The sequence below is a fragment of the Streptomyces sp. NPDC058195 genome (genome assembly GCF_042883525.1).
Taxonomy (GTDB): domain Bacteria; phylum Actinomycetota; class Actinomycetes; order Streptomycetales; family Streptomycetaceae; genus Streptomyces.
The window spans coordinates 86,174-104,757 of record NZ_JBHVVM010000025.1 but is presented as its reverse complement, the minus strand read 5'-3'; the positions used below and the strand labels follow the sequence as shown (position 1 = coordinate 104,757).

The following is an 18,584-nucleotide window of genomic DNA, read 5'->3' as shown; positions in this document are numbered from 1 at the left end:
CTGAGCCGCCAGAGGCCGCCCTGTCCCGCCCCGCGCCACGGCCGAGCCACCAGGGAACCGGGAACGTCACTCGGCGCCACCCGCCTCCCCGACGTGGCCGCGCGAGCACAGTGCCCGGCCGCGGGGCAGGCCGTCGAGCCACTGGTGGACGGCGAGGGCGGTGGTACGGGAGTGCTCCTCCAGCATGGTGAAGTGGTCGCCCGGCACGGTGACTTCGGCGTGGGGCAGCGGCCAGACGGGGGCGGGGGCGGTGCCGGGCAGGGGGTCGCGGGCCCGTACGTACAGGGTGGGACAGGTGAGCGGTGCGGGCTTCCAGTCGCGGAAGAGGCCGAAGTACCCGGCCATGGCGGTGAGCCGGCCAGGGCTGGCCGAGGCGAACTCCGCCGCGCGGCGCAGCATGTCCGACGTCATCGCGGAGAGCCCCTGGTCCTGGTCCTCGCGGGCGACGGGGTAGGTGTCCACCAGGACGACGGCCGCCGGGAAGACCCCCTCGGACTCCAGGCGCTCGGCCACCGCATGGGCCACCCAGCCGCCGGCCGACCGCCCCAGCAGTACCAAGGGGCTGCCGGCCGGGGCCGCGCGGACGGCGGCGGCCTGGGCGGTGACCAGCGCGTCCAGCGAGGCGGGCAGCTCCTCCCGGGGCCCGAACCCCGGGTGCCGCAGCGCGCAGACCGGCCGCAGTCCCCGCAGCCGGGCACCCAGGCGGGCGTACTCCTGCGGTCCGGACAGTGCGCTCAGCGCGGGAGAGCACACCAGCCGGGCCCCCGCACCGCCCTCCGTGAGCACGACCGGCTCGTGCCGCGCCCCGGCCGCCCCCGCCCGGCCGAAGACGGGGCGCAGGCGCGCGGCGATGGTGAGCAGCGCCATGCCGTCCCAGGCCCGGCCCCGGGCGCACGCGGTACGGAACAGCGCGCCCAGGGAGTCCGGGGACGCCGAGGACGCAGGAGAGTCCTGGGACGCGGGAGACGCAGGAGAGTCCGGGGGCGCGGGAGACGCAGGAGAGTCCGGGGACGCGGGGGGCGGCTCGGTGGACTGGCGGCGTGTCAGTTCGGCGGCGAGGCCGCGGGGCGTCGGGAAGTCGAACAGGAGGGTGGACGGCAGCGTCAGCCCCGTCCACGCCGCGAGTTCGTTGCGCAGTTCGACCGCGGCCAGGGAGTCCATCCCCAGGTCCGCCAGCAGGGCGTCCGCGTCGATCCCGTCCGCCTCCTCCCCGTGTCCCAGGACGCGGGCCGCCAGGGACCGGACCCCGGAGAGCACCGGGACCGCACCGCCAACCGCTGCGGGAGACACGGGAGTCCGGGACCGGGGCGGTGCCGGTACGGCGCCGGACCGGAGCGCGGCCGGGGCGAGGCGGGCCGCCACCACCACGGGCTCGTCACCGGCCACCGCCGCGTCGAACAGCGCCAGCCCCTCCCCGGGCCCGAGCGGCCCGAACCCGGAACGGGCCACACGGCGCAGGTCCGCGGCCCCGAGACCCGCCATCATGCCGTCGTCCTGCTGCCAGGGGCCCCAGGCGATCGACGTACCGGGCAGTCCGAGCCGTACGCGGTGCCGTGCCAGGGCGTCCAGCGCGCAGTTGGCGGCGGCGTAGCCGGCCTGCCCCGCGGAGCCGAACGTGCCCGCCACCGAGGAGAACAGCGCGAACACGGCCAGGTCGTCACCCCGGGTCAGCTCGTGCAGGGCGAGCGCGGCGTCCGCCTTGGGGCGCAGCACCCGGCGCAGGCGCTCGGTGGTGAGCGCCTGGACGACCCCGTCGTCCAGCACCCCCGCCGTGTGCACGACACCAGTCAGCGGGTGGTCCGCCGGTACGGCGCCGAGCAGGGCGGCGAGCGCGGTCCGGTCCGCTACGTCACAGGCGCGGACGGTCACCTCGGCGCCCGCCTCGCGCAGCTGTGCGACGAGCTCCCTGACCCCCGGGGCGTCCGGCCCGCGCCGCCCGGCGAGCAGCAGATGCCGTACGCCGTGCGCGGCGACCAGATGACGGGCCACCAGCCTGCCCAGGGAACCGGTGCCTCCGGTGACCAGGACGGTGCCCTCCGGGTCGGGCACCCGCGCCTTCCGGGGCCCCGGGCCGGGCAGCGGTGCCAGTTCCGGCACGTACACCCTTCCTTCGCGTACGGCCGCCTCCGGCACCGCCGCGGCCAGCAGGGCGGGCAGGGCGTCCCGGGAACCGGGGTGAGCGTCCAGGTCGACCAGGGCGAAGCGGCCCGGGTTCTCCCGCAGGGCCGAGCGGACCAGCCCCCACACCGGCGCGTGCGGAGGAACGGACGGGCCGTTGTCGCCGGAGCCGCCGCCCAGGGGCACGGCGCCGGAGGTCACCAGGACGAGACGGGAGCCGGACAGACGAGGCTCGGCGAGCCACGCCTGGACGAGCCGCAGCGCCTGGTCCGCCGCCTCCAGCAACGCGGCGGCCCCGCCCTCACCGGCCGCGCCGGGTGACGCGCACGGCGCCACCACCACGACGGCCGCCGCCGCGCCGCACGCCGCCGGGTCCGGGTACACCGGGATGCCGGAGCCCGGCGCGGCGAGGGCGTCCACCAGCGGTGTGCCCGCCGCGCCCAGCACCGCCCAGCGGGGCACCGCCACGGGCGAGGACGGCCCAGGCGGTGTCACCCAGACCGTCCGGTGAAGGGCGCCCGCGTGCGGGGGAGAGGAGGACAAAAGGGGCCGGAGCGTCAGTGAACGGACCGTCGCCACCGGCGAGCCCGCCCCGTCGGCGATCTCCACCGCGCGCTGCCCGTCGGGCCCGGGGGCCACCTGTACGCGCAGACGCGTCGCACCCGGGGCGTGCACGCGCACCCCGCCGAAGGCGAACGGCACGGACAGCGGCCCCCCGTCCGTCCCGGAACCGTCCGTCCCGGAACCGTCCGTCCCGGAACCGTCCGTCCCGGAACCGTCCGTCCCGGAACTGTTTCCGGTGACGCTGTCCAGGGCCAGGACGTGCAGCGCCGCGTCGAGCAGCGCGGGATGCAGGACGAACCCCGCGCCACCCGCCCCCGGGGTCCGGGCCGCGTCGGGCAGCGCGACCTCCGCGTACAGCTCCTCCCCGTGCCGCCAGGCGGCCCGCATGCCCCGGAAGGCGGGGCCGTAGCGCAGCCCGCTGCTGGCCAGCCGCTCGTACGGCTCCCGCTTCGCGCCGTCCTCGTCGTGATGCAGGGGCACTGCCCCTTCGGGAGGCCAGCGCGTGCCCTGCCCCCGCCCCGGCCCGTCCGGCGGGACGGGAGGCGTGGGGGAGAGGGTGCCGGTGGCATGGCGGAGCCAGGGGGCGTCGCCCGCCGCGGTGGACGGCCGGGAGTGGAAGAGCACCGGCCGCCGCCCCGCGCCGTCCGCCCCCGCCACCCGCACCTGCACCTCGACGGCCCCGTCCGGGGGCAGGGGCAGCGGCGCGGTCAGGACGAGTTCGTCCAGCACGGCCGAGCCCGTCAGCCTGCCCGCGTGCAGGGCCAGATCGACGAAGGCGGCCGCCGGAAGCAGGACCTCCCCGGCCACCGCGTGGTCGGCGAGCCACGGCAGGTCCCGCACCGACAGCACCCCGCCCAGCAGCAGGCCGCCGTCGTCGGCCGTGCGGATGCCCGACCGCAGGAACGGATGCGCGGCCCCCACCACCAAAGCCACCGGTTCCGCCCGTTCCGCCGGGGGCCGCTCCGGGGTGCTCTCCAGCCAGTACCGGCGGCGCTGGAAGGCGTACGTGGGCAGCGCGACGCGCCGCCCGCCGCTCCCCGCGAAGACCGCAGGCCAGTCGACGGGCACACCGCGGGCGTGCAGCGCGGCCACCGTGCCGAGCAGGGCCCCGGCCTCCGGCCGCGCCCCGCGCAGCGTCGGCAGTACCAGCGGAGCAGCCGCGTCCGCCGTGTCCGCCGCGTCGGGCGCGTCGGGTGCGGGCGGTGCGAGGCAGTCGCGTACCAGGCCGGTGAGGACCCCCTGCGGACCCAGCTCGATGTACTGTGCCGCGCCCCTCCCGGCCAGGTGCGCCACCGTGTCGGCGAAGCGGACCGGGCGGCGGACGTGATCCACCCAGAACTCCGGCACGCACACCTCCCCGGCGGTCGCCGCCCGGCCCCGCACGGCGGTGACCAGCACCAGCCGGGGCGCGGTGAACGACAACCGGCCCACCACCCCGGCGAATTCGGCGAGCACGGGTTCCATCCGGGCGGAGTGGAAGGCATGGCCGACCCGCAGCGGCTTCACCGCCCGGCCCCGTTCCCGGAAGTACGCGGCCACCTCCCGCACCGCGGAATCGTCACCGGAGACGACCACCGAGGCGGGCCCGTTGACCGCGGCGATCTCCACCACACCCCGTGTCCCGGCGAGCCGGGCGGCCACCTCCTCTGCCCCGGCGCCCACCGCCGCCATCGCACCGCCCGCGGGCAGCGCCTCCATCAGCCGTCCCCGGGCCGCCACCAGGGTGCACGCGTCCTCCAGGGACAGCACCCCGGCGACATGCGCCGCCGTCACCTCGCCCACCGAATGCCCGGCCACCAGACCCGGGCGCACCCCCCACGCCTCGAACTGCCGGAACAACGCCGTCCCCAGCGCGAACAGCGCGGGCTGAGCGAACCGCGTCGTCTCCAGCAGCGCACCCGCTCGCGTACCCGCCCCGGCGAACATGACGTCCCGCAACGGCACCGGCAGCAACGGGTCCAGCAGGGCCCAGCACTCCTCCAGCGCACCCGCGAAGGCCGCGAACCGCTCCCGCGCCCCGTACAGCTCACGGCCCATACCGGCCCGTTGGCTCCCCTGACCGCTGAACAGCACGGCCGACGGACCAGGACGCCGGCGGGCCACACCCGTGTACACCCCGGACCGGGCCGCGCCCCCGCCCCCGGCCACGGCCCGCAGGGAGCCGAGCAGCCCATCCCGGTCCCCGGTCACCACCACCGCCCGGTGCTCCAGCGCCGTACGCGTGGTGGCCAGCGCGTACCCGAGGCCGGCCAGGGGCACCCCGGGCGCGGCGGCCACATGGTCGTGCAGGCGCCGCGCCTGGGCGCGCAGCCCCGCCGCGCTGCGCGCCGACACCGGGAAGGCCAGCACCGCCCCGCCCGCCTCCGCGGTCCCCGCACCCGTCGGCGCGGCGGCCTCACCGCCGTCACCGGAGGCTTCCCCTCCCTCACCGGCCGGGGGCTCTTCGAGGACCACATGGGCGTTGGTGCCGCTGATCCCGAACGACGACACCCCCGCCCGCCGCGGACGCTCCGCCCCGGGCCACTCCACCGCCCGGGACAGCAGCTCGATCCGCCCCGACGACCAGTCGACCCGGGGCGTCGGCTCGTCGGCGTGCAGGGTGCGCGGCAGCACACCGTGCCGCATCGCCTGCACCATCTTGATCACCCCGGCCACCCCGGCGGCTGCCTGGGTGTGACCGATGTTCGACTTCACCGAGCCCAGGCTGAGCGGGCGTCGCCGCGCCCGGCTCCCGTACGTCGCGAGGAAGGCCTCCGCCTCGATGACATCCCCGAGCCGGGTGCCGGTGCCGTGCGCCTCCACCGCGTCGATGTCCGTGACCTCCAGCCCCGCGTCCGCGAGCGCCTGCCGGATCACCCGCTGCTGCGCCGGACCGTGCGGGGCGGTCAGCCCGTTGCTGGCCCCGTCCTGGTTCACCGCCGAGCCGCGCACCACCGCCCGTACGGGAAGCCCGGCACGGCGCGCCTCGGACAGCCGGCTCAGCAGCAGCATCCCGGCGCCCTCGGCCCACCCCGTGCCGTCGGCGTCCGCCCCGAACGCCTTGCAGCGGCCGTCGGGGGACAGCGCCCGCTGACGGCTGAACTCCACGAACGACGAAGGCCCCGACATCACCGTCGCGCCCCCGGCCAGCGCGAACGCGCACTCGCCCCGGCGCAGTGCCTGGGCCGCCAGATGCAGTGCCACCAGGGACGAGGAGCACGCCGTGTCCACGGTGAGCGCCGGGCCTTCGAGACCGAAGGCGTACGCGATGCGGCCCGAGGCGACGCTTCCGGCGTTGCCGAGGCCGAGGTATCCCTCGACCTGCTCGGGTGTTTCGGCCAGGCGGCGCGCGTAGTCGCTGTACATCAGCCCGACGTACACCCCGGTCGCCGAGCCGCGCAGCGAGCCGGGGACGAGACCGGCGTACTCGAAGGCCTCCCACGCCACTTCGAGCAGCAGCCGGTGCTGCGGGTCCATGGCCAGTGCCTCGCGGGGCGAGATACCGAAGAAGCCGGGGTCGAAGCGGTCCACGCCGGAGAGGAAGCCGCCCTCGCGCACATACGTCCGTCCGGGCCGCCCGGGGTCCGGGTCGTACAGCGCCTCGACGTCCCAGCCCCGGTCGGCGGGGAACGGGCCGATGGCGTCCCGCCCCTGGGCCACCAGCTGCCACAGCTCCTCGGGCGAGGTGACGTCCCCGGGGTAGCGGCAGGCCATCCCCACGATCACCACGGGGTCGTCGTCCCTCCGGGGCGCGCCCCGCCGTACGGGCCCGGCGGCAAAGGGCTGTTCCCCGAGGTGGGCGGCGAGCGCGGCGGCCGTGGGGAAGTCGAAGGCGACGGCCTCGGAGAGCCGGCGTCCGGTCGCCGCCGAAAGCCGCTCCCGCAGCACCGTCGCCGTCAGGGAGTCCATGCCCAGGTCGCGCAGCGCCGTGTCCGGCTCCACCGCCCCGGCCGTGCAGCCGAGCACCGCCGCCACCTCGCCCCGTACCAGGGCCAGCAGGTCCTCGGGCGGTTCTGCGGCACCCCGGCCGCCCAGCGGGCGTGCGGGCAGGGCGGCCAGGCCCCGCCGCAGGATCTTCCCCGAGCCGGTACGCGCGAGCTCTGCCACCTCGAACAGCTCGACGGGCACCTTGGCGCCGGGCAGCCGCGCACGGCAGGCGGCCAGGACACGCCCCCGGTCCAGCTTCCCGGCGGCACCGGGCGCGGCGACCAGATAGCCGACCGGCACCTCACCGAAGACGGGGTGCGGGCGCCCGGTGACGGCCGCGTCCGCCACCCCGGGCACCTGCCGCAGCACCGCCTCCACCTCCGCGGGGTGGACGTTCACCCCGCCCCGGACGATCAGGTCTCCCGCCCGGCCGGTGATCTCCAGCCCGCCGCAGGCGTCGATCCTCGCCAGGTCGCCCGTACGGAACCAGCCGTCGCGCAGCACCCGCGCGGTGGCCTCGGGCCGGTTGTGGTAGCCGGTCATCAGCCCGGGGCCGCTGACCCACAGTTCGCCCTCGCCCGTGTCCCGGCCGTCGGCGCCGCCGCCGACCCGGACCCGGGTGCCGGGCAGCACCCGGCCGCACTCCGCGCCCCGGTCCGCCCGGTCCGGCGACGGCATGGTGACCGGGCCCGCCTCCGTGCTGCCGTAGTGCTCCAGGTACGGCACACCGCAGACCGCCTCGAAGGACGCCCGGAACGCGGGCCCCGCCGCGGCGCCGCCGCTGACACAGCCCCGCAGCGCGGGGGCGCCGAGACCGGTGCCGTGCCCGCCGTCCGCCTCGCCCCGTACCGCGTCGAGCAGTGCCGAGTACGTGGCCGGAACCCCGCCGAGCAGGGTGAACGGGTCCTGTCCGCGGCGCAGTTCACCGAGCACCCCCGCCACCGAGAACCGGGGCAGCAGCACCGCGCTCGCCCCCACCGCGGTCACCCCGAGGAAACACACGATCTGGCTCATCGCGTGGTGCAGCGGCAACGGCCACAGCAGACGGTCCTGTTCGGACAGGCCCAGGACACCGGCCAGCCCCGCCGCGACCGGTGCGAGGCGGCCACGCTGCGTGGACAGCACCCCCTTGGGCGCGCCGGAGGACCCCGACGTGTAGAGCAGCCAGGCCACCTCGTCCAGCCCGAGATCATCCCGTGCGGGCGGCCCCGGCTCCCTGCCCGCCAGCTCCTCGAACCGCAGCACGCCGCCCACACCGGCGTCCTCCGTGTCCCCGTCGACCGAGACGACGGCCAGCCCGCCCCGCGAGAGCGCCGGCTGACACGCCGCCAGGCCCGCCGCGCCGGTGATGAGCACCCGTGCCCCGCAGTCGGCCAGCAGCCGCGCCAGCTCCTCCGGCGGGTTCTCCGGGTCCAGGGGCACGCCCACGCCGCTCGCCCGGGTGACGGCGAGCAGGCTCTCGGCCGTCTCGACCCGGTTGCCGAGCAGTACGGCCACCCGGTCGCCGCGCGCCACGCCGAGCTCCGCGAGATGACCGGCCAGCCGGGCGGTCCTTTGCTCCAGCTCCCGGTAGGTCACCCGCCTGGACCGGTCCTCGAACCAGACCTTGCCGCCGAGCCGCCGGGCATGCCGCCCGAGCAGTTCCGGCAGCGGTGCGACGACGTCGGCGCGGCTGTCCACCGTATGACCTCCCTGAGACGACCCGCAGGTGAGGACGGTGACGGGACGGGACCGGTTGCCTTTCCGGCGGCGGGAGGCCCTTACGGGGTACGGCGGGCACCGGGGCGGGTCAGGCGCGGCCCAGCCGGGCGAGACGCTCCGCGCGCCCGGCGAAGACCCCCTCCTGACGGTCCGTCATCTGCCGGAGCGCGTCTCTCCGGTCCCGTCCCGTGAGGCGGTCGAGGTAGGTGCGGCCCGAGAGGTGGTCGGTCTCGTGCTGGAGGCACCGGGCGAAGTATCCCGTCCCCTCGATGACGAGCGGGGCACCGTCCTTGTCGAACCCGCGGACCACGGCGCGGTCGGTGCGGGGGACCACCTTGGCCGCGCCGGGCACGGACAGACAGCCCTCGAACTCGTCGACGAGCCTGCGGTCCTGCGGGCCGGGCACGCTCAGGACCGGGTTGGCGAGGTGGCCGACATGGCGGACCCCGTCGTCGTCCAGGCAGTCGTACACGAACAGCCTCAGCCCGGCCCCGACCTGATTGGCGGCCAGACCGGCCCCCTCGGCCACGTGCATGGTCAGGAACATGTCGTCGATCAGCGCCGACAGCTCCGGGGCCCCGAACCCGGTCACCTTTTGGCACGGACGCCCGAGGACCTCCTCGCCCGTCACCGTGACCCTGCGGAACGATCCCCGTTCCGCTTCCGGCGGCAGCGCCGGATACGCGTCGACGGGGCGGCCCTGCACGCGGACGCGCCGGTCCGCGGAACGGGACCGCACGGGGTGGACGGACATGGCCGGCTCCTCTTCTCGCACGTGCCGCACGCGCCACGGAGGCCGTCGCGGCGGATGGCCGCGGCAAGGGCTGCCGCTTGCCAAGTGCTTTGCAAAGTAGCAGACTTTGCAAAGTGACAGGAGATGACCGGAACACTTCGAACGGCCGGACGGCCCGTACCGGCGAGGGGCTGCCCGCACACGAAGTCCGCACGGCGCTGCTCGGCCTGCTCGGCGAGGTCGGTACGGTCACGGCGACCGAGGCCGCCTCCCGGCTGGGCTACAGCTCCGGCCTCTGCTCGTTCCACCTGCGGCAGCTCGCCCGGCACGGGCACATCGAGGAAGCCCCGCACGGCCAGGGCCGCGCACGCCCCTGGCGGCTGAAGCGGCACACCCCGGCCCCCGGCGGCGCCGCCGGGGAGGAGTTCGGCGACCTGGCCCGGGGGCTGGAGGACGAGAGCTGGCAGCGATGGCTGGCCCGGCGGGACGGGGCACCGCCCCAGTGGCGCCACGACGAGGCCTTCAGCGCGGTCGCCTACCTGACGCCCGAGGAGATGAGCCGGGTCGCGGACGCGGTCCGGCGGGCCCTGGCGCCCTACCGGGACCGTGAGCAGCGCCCCCTGGCCCGGCCCGACGGCGCCCGGCCGGTGGCCCTCATCACCCGGCTGTTCCCCCTGCTTCCCCACCCGGAGGAGGACGGCCGGCCGGAGGGCGGACCGCGGCCGGACTGAACAGCCGCCGCCGGCCCCGCGGCCTTTTCGGCCGGCGTTCTCGGACATCCGGCCATCCGCTGCGGTGCCGTGGCCGGCCGTTCGGCCACCGCCGTTATTTCCGCGGAGTCCGGCACGGGGGACTCCGCCGGACCGGCAGCGAGTGGTGCGAACGGATGTGTGCGGCAAGCACGGGGACCGGCCGGTGCGCCGGACCGAAGTACGCGGCGGGACGGGGCGCGCGTGATGCCGCGCCTGCCCGCGCGCCGGGACTGCCGCTCCTGGGACCTGCCGCCGGTCCACGGATCGGTGCGGGCGGCCCGGGGCCTTCGCGGCCGGCGGCTGAACGGGGCCGGGACCGCACCGGGTCCGCCGCTCTCCGAGGCGGTGCCGCGGGTGGCGGCCGAGTCTGTCTCCGGCGCCGTCCGGCACGCCGGCCGCTCGCCGGACGTCCCCCTCTGCCTCGCGCTGGAGGGCTGCCTCCTCACGGCCAGCGTCGCGGACAAGGGCCCGCGCCCGGTGCCGCTCACGGGCCTCGCGCCCCGGCAGGGTCTCGCGGTGGTGGCCGTCCTCGCGCACGGCTGCTCCGGCGGCGTACGGACCGAACCCGCCGCCGACGGGCCGGGCAAGAGCGTCATCGTACGGTTCACGCGGCCGGATGGGCCGGGGCCCGGCCCGCCGGGGACCGGGCCCCCGCCGGACCGGCCGGGCCAACGGGGGAGGGGCCGTCCCGCGCGCGGGACGCGCGGTACGGCCCCCGGCCGGTCACGGCTTCCCCCGCGGGGAGCCGCCCCGCGCTACAGGCCGCTGCCCGCCTTCTGCCGTCCGGTCCGCTGCCGCGCGGCACGGCGCCGTCCGGCCGCCCTCGCGGGCTTCCCGGCGGAAGGGCCCGCCTCCGGGCCGTCCCACTCCCCGCCCAGCATCAGGACGGGGTCGAACATCACCACCGCCGCGGCCACCACCAGGAACACGGCCGGTCCCAGCAGCATCGGCACGAGCAGTTCCGTGCCGCTCATCCCGCCGGTGTGCGACCCGTGCCCTGCCCCGATTTCCACGTTCAGCGCGGCCATCCCCGTGTAGTGCATCGCGGCGACCGCGACCCCGAAGACCAGGCTGGCCCGGAGGCTCGCCCGGAACCCGTACGCCGACATCGCCGACCACAGCGCCGCCGTCGACGCGGCCACCGCGATCGCCACGGACAGCACCACCAGGGGCACGGAGTACGTGACCCCCGACCCCACGTGCATCGCCGCCATGCCCAGATAGTGCATACCGGCGATGCCCAGCCCCATCAGCACCCCGGCCGCCAGCAGCGCCGGACGGCGCGTCCCCAGGCAGCCGGCGGTGAAGATGCCGATGCCCACGACGACGACGGCCACCGCCAGGCTCGCCACGGTGAGCGTGCCGTCATAGGTGACGGACGACTCCGCCACGCTGAAACCGAGCATCGCGATGAAGTGCATCGTCCAGATGCCGACACCGATCGACGTGGACCCGAGCGCGAGCCACCCGGCCTTCGCGCCCCCCCTTGCTGTGCGTCGACCGGTTCGTGCACCGAAGCCCGAGGGCCCCGCCCAGCCAGGCGACCAGGAACCCGGCGACCGGGGTCACGAACCCCTGACTGAAACCATCGACGGTCGCGGAAGCCATCGCTCCGCCCCTCCTCTGCCCGACCCGTACGCGAACTCCCCTTCGGAGCTCCGCCCGATGACGATATGCAGACGCAATGGCCGAAAATCCACTCCCGGATAACCGAATCATTACGAATGGTGGAGATTGATCTTGAATCGGGCCTTCTGTGACACAGGGCACGGATAAATCGCCCATACCGATCGCCGGTGATTCCGATTCGAGACCTGACGAAGCCTCATCCGCCGTGCGGGCGGATCCAGGACGGCGCGGCGGCAGGACACCCTCTAGAGGCGCACGCTCATACGCACGCTCACCTCGTCCCCCGCCGCCAGGTGTTCCGGTGCGCGCACCGCCTTCCTGAGCGGCAGCAGATAGCCGCCGTCCCTGGGGAAGAGCGACGTCTCGAAGCCGACCGCGCCGATCCGGGCCTCGACGGGAACGACGCCCCAGCCGTACGTGGCCATCGACGCCACCTCACGTACGTCGGCGGCCTGCTCCTCGGGCAGCGGGACGAAGTAGAACGGGGAGGGCCCACGCCATTCGATGACGTGACCGGTGAAGACGATGTCCAAGTGGCCTGTCCTTTCCTGTCCTTGAGGGGGCTCGCGCCCGGCTCAGCGTACGGGCGGCGCGTACGGGCGCCGTGTACGGGCGGCGCACGGGCTCTGTCTCTGATGTGCTGGCACAAGCCCGACCGACGCATCAGCCACGGCAGGAGAACCCATGCGCACCAGCACACCGCACATCCCCACCGCGGACGGCAGAGCCGACGCCTTCGCCGTCTTCCCCGACGACGGCGAGCAGCACCCGGGGGTGCTGATGTACATGGACGGCTTCGGCATCCGGCCCGCGCTGCGGGAGATGGCCCGTGAACTGGCCGGGCACGGGTACTACGTACTCGTTCCCCACGTCTTCTACCGGAACGGCCCGTCCCCGGTGGTCGAACTCCCCGGGCACATCGGGGAGGAGGAGCGGCCCGCGGTCTTCGCCCGGCTGATGCCCCTGATCCAGGAGCACACCGCCGAGCGCACCCTGAGCGACGCCGACGCCTACCTCGGTTTCCTCGCCGCCCAGCCCGAAGTCGCCGCCGGACCGGTCGCGGTGACCGGCTACTGCATCGGCGGACTCCTGGCGATGCGCACCGCCGCGGCCCACCCCGGCCGGGTGGCGGCCGTCGCCGCGTTCCACAGCCCCGTGGGCGCCGACGGGCCCGGCCTCTTCTCCCGGATCGCCGCCCCCGTCCACCTCGGCCACGCCGAGGGCGACCTGACCCCCGAGGCCCTCGGCGCACTCAACCGCGACCTGGACGCCGCGGGGGCCGACCACACCTCCGAGATCTACCCCGGCACCGTCCACGGCTTCACCATGTCCGACACCGACGCCTTCGACCCCGCGGCGCTCCAGCGCCACTGGGACCGCCTGCTGCCCCTCCTCGGCCGCACCCTGACCCACGGCTGAGACCCCGGGCCCGCGCCCGTCCGGGCCCGGCACGCCGTCCGCCGGCCCGGACACGGACGGGGCCGGACGCGGCCGGGCCCGTAGGCATGGGGCCATGCCCGTCCCGTACCCGCGCGTGCTGACCGAGGACTACCCGGCCGCCTTCGCCTTCTACGCGGCCGTACTGCCCGCGCTGGCGCGCTGCCTGCCCGCCCGCGGCGACGCCGCCTCCGGGTACGCCAGCTGGGACACCCCCGAAGGGGCGACCGCGTTCGCCGTGATCCGGCGGGACCTGTTCGCCGCCACGGTCCCCCCGGCCCCCGCGCCGGGCGGCACGGTCCTCGTCCTGCCCGTCGCGGACGCCGCCGCGGTGGACGAGGCGGTCGCCCTGTGCCTCCGGCACGGCGCGACCCCGGCGGCACCGGCCCGGGACCTGCCCGGGTGGGGGCTGCGCGCGGCACACCTGCGCGACCCGGACGGCAACCTGCTGGAGATCCAGACGTACTGAGCCCGCCCCGGTCACAGCCAGCCGCAGCGCTGCGCCTGGAGAGCCATCTGGAAACGGTTCGCCGCACCCAGCCGGGCCATCAGGACCTGGAGGCGGCGGAAGAGCGTACGGCGGCTGATCCCCAGCTCGCGGGCGATGACCTCGTCACTCGCCCCGCCCGCCAGCAGCCACAGCAACCGGCGGTCGGCGGGAGGCAGACCGCCCGGACGGGTGGCGCGGCCGTGGAACGGCAGGGCGTTCGCCCAGGACTGCTCGAACAGCGCGATCAGCGCGGAGAGCAGACCGCACGGCTGCACGACCAGCATCGTGTTGTGCACGTCGGCCTCCCTGATCGACAACGACACCAGCGCGTACGCCTCGTCGATGATCACCAGCTTGACCGGGACCGACGGCATCACCCGGGCCTGCTCACCGGCCCGGATGCACGGCTCGATGACCTCCTCCAGACGCCCCGGATGCTCCAGCGACTCCCGCGCGTACACCACGCGCTGCCTGATCCCGCGGGCGAGCGTGGCCAGCGAGTCGTCCGTGCTCTCGGGCAGCGGAAAGTACGGCGGTGACTCGAACTGCCGGATCTGCTCCCGGGCGCTCGCCCAGGCCTGCCGCATCCGCGCTCCGACGGCCTCACCCGTGACGACCTCGACGAGATGATCGTTGTACGCGGCCAGCCGGTGGCGCCGGAACGAATCGAACGCGCCCCCGACCGCGATCCGCGACTCCTCGATCTCGGCCGCCCGGTGCCGGGCGAGGACCTCCAGACCCGCGGCGGGCGGCACCGGGGCCACCACGTCCGCCCCCTCCTCGGCGGCACTGGCCAGCCCCGCGTCGACCAGCGCACCGTACGCCCCGGCCAGCTCCGCACCGCTCAGACCGGACGCTTCCCCGATCGCACCCAGCGGCGCGGGCGCCAGCTCCAGCAGCGCCAGATAGACCCGGCCCGCCGCAGAGCCGATCCCCAGCAGCCGCAGCGCCTCGCCGAGCTTCCCGTTCTCCGTCCCCATACACCCCATTGTCGGGCCTTCCGCACCATGCCGTGGCCGATCAGTGCCAGTGGCACTCCCGGGCACCCGGCGTACACGTCAGCGGCTACCGTCCGGGAGACCGCCGCCGGGCGGCATGAACCCCACCCGGAAGAGAAGAAAGGTGTACACCGTGGCGAAAGGCCGCAAGAACGGTCTCTACGCAGAGATCTCCGAGGAACTGTCCGCCCTGATGCGGACCGGGTGGGCGGACACCGAACGGCACGGCCTGAGCCCCGACGAGCAGGCCCCGCACGCGGCCCGCCGCCGTGCCGCGCTCTCCGCACGCTTTCCCGGCGAGCGCCTCGTCGTCCCCTCGGGAAACCTCAAGGTCCGCTCCAACGACGACACCTACCCCTTCCGGCCGTACTCCGGCTACGTCCACATGACCGGCGACCAGGCCCGGGACGGCGCGCTCGTCCTCGAACCCCGCGCCGACGGCGGCCACGACGCCTACTGCTACCAGCTGCCGCGCGACTCCCGGGACAACAACGAGTTCTGGACCGGCTCCACGGCCGAGCTGTGGATGGGACGCCGCCGCTCCCTGGCCGAGGCGCAGCTCGTCCTCGGGCTGCCCTGCCGGGACGTGCGCACCGCGGCCGAGGACCTGGCCGCCTCCGCCGCCCCGACCCGGATCGTCCGCGGCATCGACCCGGCCCTGGAAGACGCCGTCACCACCGACGAGGAACGCGACGCCGAACTCGAAGAGGCGCTCGACGGCCTCCGCCTCGTCAAGGACGACTGGGAGATCGGCGAACTCCGCAAGGCCGTGGACTCCACCGTGCGCGGATTCACCGACGTGATCGGCGAACTCTCCCGGGCGGTCGCCTCCTCCGAGCGGTGGATCGAGGGCACCTTCTTCCGCCGGGCCCGCCTGGAGGGCAACGCCGTCGGCTACGGCACGATCTGCGCCGCGGGCGAACACGCCACGATCATGCACTGGACGGACAACGACGGCCCCGTACGCCCCGGAGACCTGCTCCTGCTCGACGCCGGGGTGGAGACACACACGCTCTACACCGCCGACGTCACCCGCACCCTGCCCATCAGCGGCACCTTCACCCCCGTGCAGCGCACCGTCTACGACGCGGTGTACGAGGCCCAGGAAGCGGGCATGGCGGCGGTCAAGCCGGGTGCCGCCTACCGCGACTTCCACGAGGCGTCCCAGCGCCACCTGGCGGCCCGGCTGGTCGAGTGGGGCTTCATCGAGGGCCCGGCCGACCGCGCGTACGAGCTCGGCCTGCAGCGCCGCTTCACCATGGCGGGCACCGGCCACATGCTCGGCCTCGACGTCCACGACTGCGCGGAGGCCAGGAACGAGGAGTACGTCGGCGGCGTGCTGGAGCCGGGCATGGTGCTCACCGTGGAGCCCGGCCTGTACTTCCAGCCGGACGACCTCACCGTGCCCGAGGAGTGGCGCGGCATCGGCGTCCGGATCGAGGACGACCTGCTCGTCACCGAGGACGGCCACCAGAACCTGTCGGCGGGGCTGCCGCGTTCGGCCGAGGCCGTCGAGGCGTGGATGGCCCGGTTCGCCGGCTGAGGGGACCGGCGGCCCGGTACCGGGGGCCGGGCCGCCGGCCGGTGGCGAGGGCCGGGCGGTGAAGCCGCCGTCGCCGTGGAACGGGCCGCCCCGCCCGGCCGGGAGGACCCGGGCCGTCCACCCGCGGCACGGGGAACTCCAGGTCCGCTTCCGGCAGGAGGCCGCGCCCGCCCGCCGGTTCAGCCCGGCGTCCACCGCCCCCGCCGTGGACGCCGGGCAGCCGTGGACGGCGGCCCCGTACGTGCCGGGCCGCACCGTCGCCCGCGACCGGACCGGCGGGCGGACGCGACCCGTCAGGACACGCGACCGGCCCGCCGGGCGAGGGGCCGCGCACCGCCCGCCCCCGGGCGGGCCGTTGGGTAGCCTGCGCCCATGGAGACCGGACCGGGCACCGACAACTGGCTTCACCACACACGGACGTCGTACGACACCGTCGCCACGAGCTACGCGGACCACACCCGCCACCTCCTGGACGACGCCCCCGGGGAACGGGACGTCCTGGCCCGCTTCGCGGGCCTGGTGCGTGCCCGGGGCGGCGGGCCGGTCGCGGACGTGGGCTGCGGGACGGGCAGGGTCACCGCCCACCTGAACCGGCTGGGCACCGACGCCTTCGGGACCGACCTGTCACCCGGCATGATCGAGGTGGCCCGGCGCGAGCACCCCGGCCTCCGGTTCGACACCGGCTCCATGACGGACCTCGCCCTCCCCGACGCGTCGGTGAGCGGCCTGATCGCCTGGTACACGCTGATCCACGTACCCGACCACGAGATCGGACCGGTCCTCGCACACTTCCGGCGCGTACTGAGGCCCGGCGGACCACTGCTGCTCGCCTTCCACGCCGGGGACGGGCAACGGCTGAAGACCGAGGGCTACGGCGGGCACCCCATGAACGTCCGCGTCTATCACCGCCGCCACGACCGGATGGCCGGGTGGCTCGACGACGCGGGCTTCACCGTCGATACGCACACCACGCTCACCTCCGCCGAGAGCAAGCGCGGCGGAATCATCCTCGCGCACCGCCGGACCACCGGCCCGCTGCGGAACCGGTGAAGCGCTTCGAGGCGGGAGCGGCCGTCGTACGGCGCGATGTGCACCGCTCCGGGCGGGTGTGGAGCGAACACGCCCTGCGGGTCCTCTCCGACACCGACGAGGCACTGGTGGCCGCCTGCGCACCCGGAGCACAGGTCCGCTGGCCCGTGCTCTACGCCAAAGCCCGCACCGAGGGCGACCGCGCGGTGCGCACCGGGGCGTTCGACGCCCTGGCGGCGGGGGAGTGGGAGCTCATGCCCGAGGCCTGGCAGAAGACCGAAATGCTGCTGTGGAAGCCGCCAGCGGTGTGGTTCAGCGTCAACGCCTTCTTCACCGCCGCAGGCCTGCGGAACTGGTACGTCAACTTCGAGCACCCCGCCCGCCGCACCGGCGACGGGTTCGACACCTTCGACCTGGCCGTCGACCTCGTCATCGACCCCGAACTGACCACTCTCACCTGGAAGGACGAGGACGAGTACGCCCACGTCCGGCGCCTGGGCATCATCACCGACGCCGAACACCGGGCGGTGGAGCTCGCCCGTGCCCAGGCCCTCGCCCTGGTCGAGGACAGGGCCGGGCCGTTCGCGCAGGCGGACCGGTGGGGCGCCTGGCGCTGGGATCCCGCCTGGCCGCCCCCGCGCCTGCCCGCCGCGGGGGAAACCCGTGACCGGGTCCGTGACCGGTGAGCCGGGGTTCCGCGGGGCACCGGCGCGGCGCGGCCGGGCCGCTGGACGGGCCGGTGATCCGGCGGCGCAGGGGGTGAAGAGGGCCCGCGGCGCTGCGGACCGGCCGGCCTGAGTCCCGTCCCGCCGTGACGGCCACCGGGCCAGGCGTGAACCGGCCTTCCCCGCACAGCCCGATCGCCCGGGTCTCATCCGGTTCGGCCTTGCTTGTCCGCACGCCATCCAGCCAGCCTTTTAATTGAAGTCTTGATTATCCGGGGGGCGGGGGCGAGGCTTGGCCGCGATCGGACGGATCACCCGACTCGTGAGGAGAAGGCATGCACATCCATGGTCTGAAGCGGGCCGCGGCCGGTGCCGCGGCCCTGGCCGCGGCGCTGCTGCTGGCCGGAGCCGCGCCGGGCCCGGCATCGGCGGCCACCGGCCCGGCCACCGGCACGGATCCGTCCCAGTGCGCCGTCGCGGGCAGCATCTGTGTCTGGGAAGGCGCCCTCACCGGCCAGTGGGCCCTGTACGAGGACATCGGCGACGCGTGCGTGACCGCTCCGTTCGGCGTACTGTCCACCGTGAACATGACGGACCGCCGGGTGGAGTTCTACCGCAGCGGCGACTGCACGGGCGCCTCCGCTCACAGCGAGCCCTCCCTGGGACTGCACTCCTGGAAGAGCGTCGGCCCGCTGTACAGCTTCCGGGCCGTCTGACACGGCCGCGCCGGGCCGCCGGGCACCAGGACCCGGCGGCCCGCGCCCCCGCACCAGCACACCGAACCCGCCCGGCGGAACGCCCGGTGGCGTCCCCCCACGTGCCGCCCGCGGACGAGGCCGCCGGATACCCTCACCGCCGGTGGCCGCTCGCCGGCCGCGGGCACATCCGCCGCCCCCACAGGTGCTGGTACGGGTGCTTTCACCTGCATCGCACGTCGCGCCGCCCGCCCCGCCCCGGGGGATCACTCCGGTGTTTGGCCGACGATCTTCGGCGGAATGACAGCCCGTAGGGGTGGGGTT

At 75.5% G+C, this 18,584-nt stretch carries 11 protein-coding genes and 1 pseudogene; 7 read left to right on the top strand and 5 right to left on the bottom strand.

Annotated features, from left to right (window positions below; translation table 11 throughout):
• Positions 1-66: 66 nt before the first annotated feature.
• Positions 67-8,268 carry a type I polyketide synthase gene (locus ACFVWY_RS26950; RefSeq protein WP_389876984.1) on the bottom strand — a complete coding sequence of 2,734 codons (8,202 nt, stop codon included), beginning with the start codon at positions 8,266-8,268 and terminating at the stop codon, positions 67-69.
• 109 nt (positions 8,269-8,377) lie between these two features.
• A complete protein-coding gene (def, locus tag ACFVWY_RS26945; RefSeq protein ID WP_389876983.1) occupies positions 8,378-9,043 on the bottom strand; it encodes a peptide deformylase in 666 nt (221 codons plus the stop codon).
• 113 nt (positions 9,044-9,156) lie between these two features.
• Here def and ACFVWY_RS26940 point away from each other — a divergent pair, with 113 nt between their 5' ends.
• Positions 9,157-9,753, top strand: a complete 597-nt coding sequence (locus ACFVWY_RS26940; RefSeq protein ID WP_389876981.1) for an ArsR family transcriptional regulator — start codon at positions 9,157-9,159, stop codon at positions 9,751-9,753.
• Positions 9,754-10,529: 776 nt separating this feature from the next.
• Here ACFVWY_RS26940 and ACFVWY_RS26935 read toward each other — a convergent pair.
• Together ACFVWY_RS26935 and ACFVWY_RS26930 are read right to left on the bottom strand one after the other, a co-directional pair.
• Positions 10,530-11,382 (bottom strand): annotated as a pseudogene (locus ACFVWY_RS26935) (MHYT domain-containing protein).
• Between the two features lie 266 nt (positions 11,383-11,648).
• Positions 11,649-11,936, bottom strand: a complete 288-nt coding sequence (locus tag ACFVWY_RS26930) for a DUF1905 domain-containing protein (protein WP_389876980.1) — start codon at positions 11,934-11,936, stop codon at positions 11,649-11,651.
• A 151-nt stretch (positions 11,937-12,087) separates the two neighbouring features.
• Here ACFVWY_RS26930 and ACFVWY_RS26925 point away from each other — a divergent pair, with 151 nt between their 5' ends.
• Positions 12,088-12,822 (top strand): dienelactone hydrolase family protein, encoded by a 735-nt coding sequence (locus tag ACFVWY_RS26925; protein ID WP_389876978.1) that lies wholly within the window; start codon positions 12,088-12,090, stop codon positions 12,820-12,822.
• A 94-nt stretch (positions 12,823-12,916) separates the two neighbouring features.
• The gene (locus tag ACFVWY_RS26920) at positions 12,917-13,309 is read left to right on the top strand and encodes a glyoxalase/bleomycin resistance/extradiol dioxygenase family protein (protein WP_389876976.1); all 393 of its coding nucleotides are present in this window, start codon (positions 12,917-12,919) and stop codon (positions 13,307-13,309) included.
• Positions 13,310-13,320: 11 nt separating this feature from the next.
• Here ACFVWY_RS26920 and ACFVWY_RS26915 read toward each other — a convergent pair whose 3' ends face one another.
• Positions 13,321-14,310 (bottom strand): LuxR family transcriptional regulator, encoded by a 990-nt coding sequence (locus tag ACFVWY_RS26915; RefSeq protein ID WP_389876975.1) that lies wholly within the window; start codon positions 14,308-14,310, stop codon positions 13,321-13,323.
• Between the two features lie 151 nt (positions 14,311-14,461).
• On the opposite strand from ACFVWY_RS26915, the gene ACFVWY_RS26910 reads away from it, so the two are divergent.
• The 4 genes from ACFVWY_RS26910 (at position 14,462) to ACFVWY_RS26895 (ending at position 18,281) form a co-directional block, all read left to right on the top strand.
• Positions 14,462-15,871 carry an aminopeptidase P family protein gene (locus ACFVWY_RS26910; protein WP_389876974.1) on the top strand — a complete coding sequence of 470 codons (1,410 nt, stop codon included), beginning with the start codon at positions 14,462-14,464 and terminating at the stop codon, positions 15,869-15,871.
• A gap of 372 nt (positions 15,872-16,243) precedes the next feature.
• A complete protein-coding gene (locus tag ACFVWY_RS26905) occupies positions 16,244-16,921 on the top strand; it encodes a class I SAM-dependent methyltransferase (protein WP_389876973.1) in 678 nt (225 codons plus the stop codon).
• The gene (locus tag ACFVWY_RS26900) at positions 16,918-17,586 is read left to right on the top strand and encodes a DUF402 domain-containing protein (RefSeq protein ID WP_389876971.1); all 669 of its coding nucleotides are present in this window, start codon (positions 16,918-16,920) and stop codon (positions 17,584-17,586) included. The genes ACFVWY_RS26905 and ACFVWY_RS26900 overlap by 4 nt, the downstream gene beginning before the upstream one ends.
• Before the next feature lie 314 nt (positions 17,587-17,900).
• A complete protein-coding gene (locus ACFVWY_RS26895; protein WP_389876969.1) occupies positions 17,901-18,281 on the top strand; it encodes a hypothetical protein in 381 nt (126 codons plus the stop codon).
• Positions 18,282-18,584: the final 303 nt, after the last annotated feature.

Coding starts and splice junctions, on each gene's coding strand:
- def (WP_389876983.1), bottom strand. CDS start 9,043: ATGTCCGTCCACCCCGTGCGGTCCCGTTCCGCGGACCGGCGCGTCCGC.
- ACFVWY_RS26925 (WP_389876978.1), top strand. CDS start 12,088: ATGCGCACCAGCACACCGCACATCCCCACCGCGGACGGCAGAGCCGAC.
- ACFVWY_RS26920 (WP_389876976.1), top strand. CDS start 12,917: ATGCCCGTCCCGTACCCGCGCGTGCTGACCGAGGACTACCCGGCCGCC.
- ACFVWY_RS26915 (WP_389876975.1), bottom strand. CDS start 14,310: ATGGGGACGGAGAACGGGAAGCTCGGCGAGGCGCTGCGGCTGCTGGGG.
- ACFVWY_RS26905 (WP_389876973.1), top strand. CDS start 16,244: ATGGAGACCGGACCGGGCACCGACAACTGGCTTCACCACACACGGACG.
- ACFVWY_RS26895 (WP_389876969.1), top strand. CDS start 17,901: ATGCACATCCATGGTCTGAAGCGGGCCGCGGCCGGTGCCGCGGCCCTG.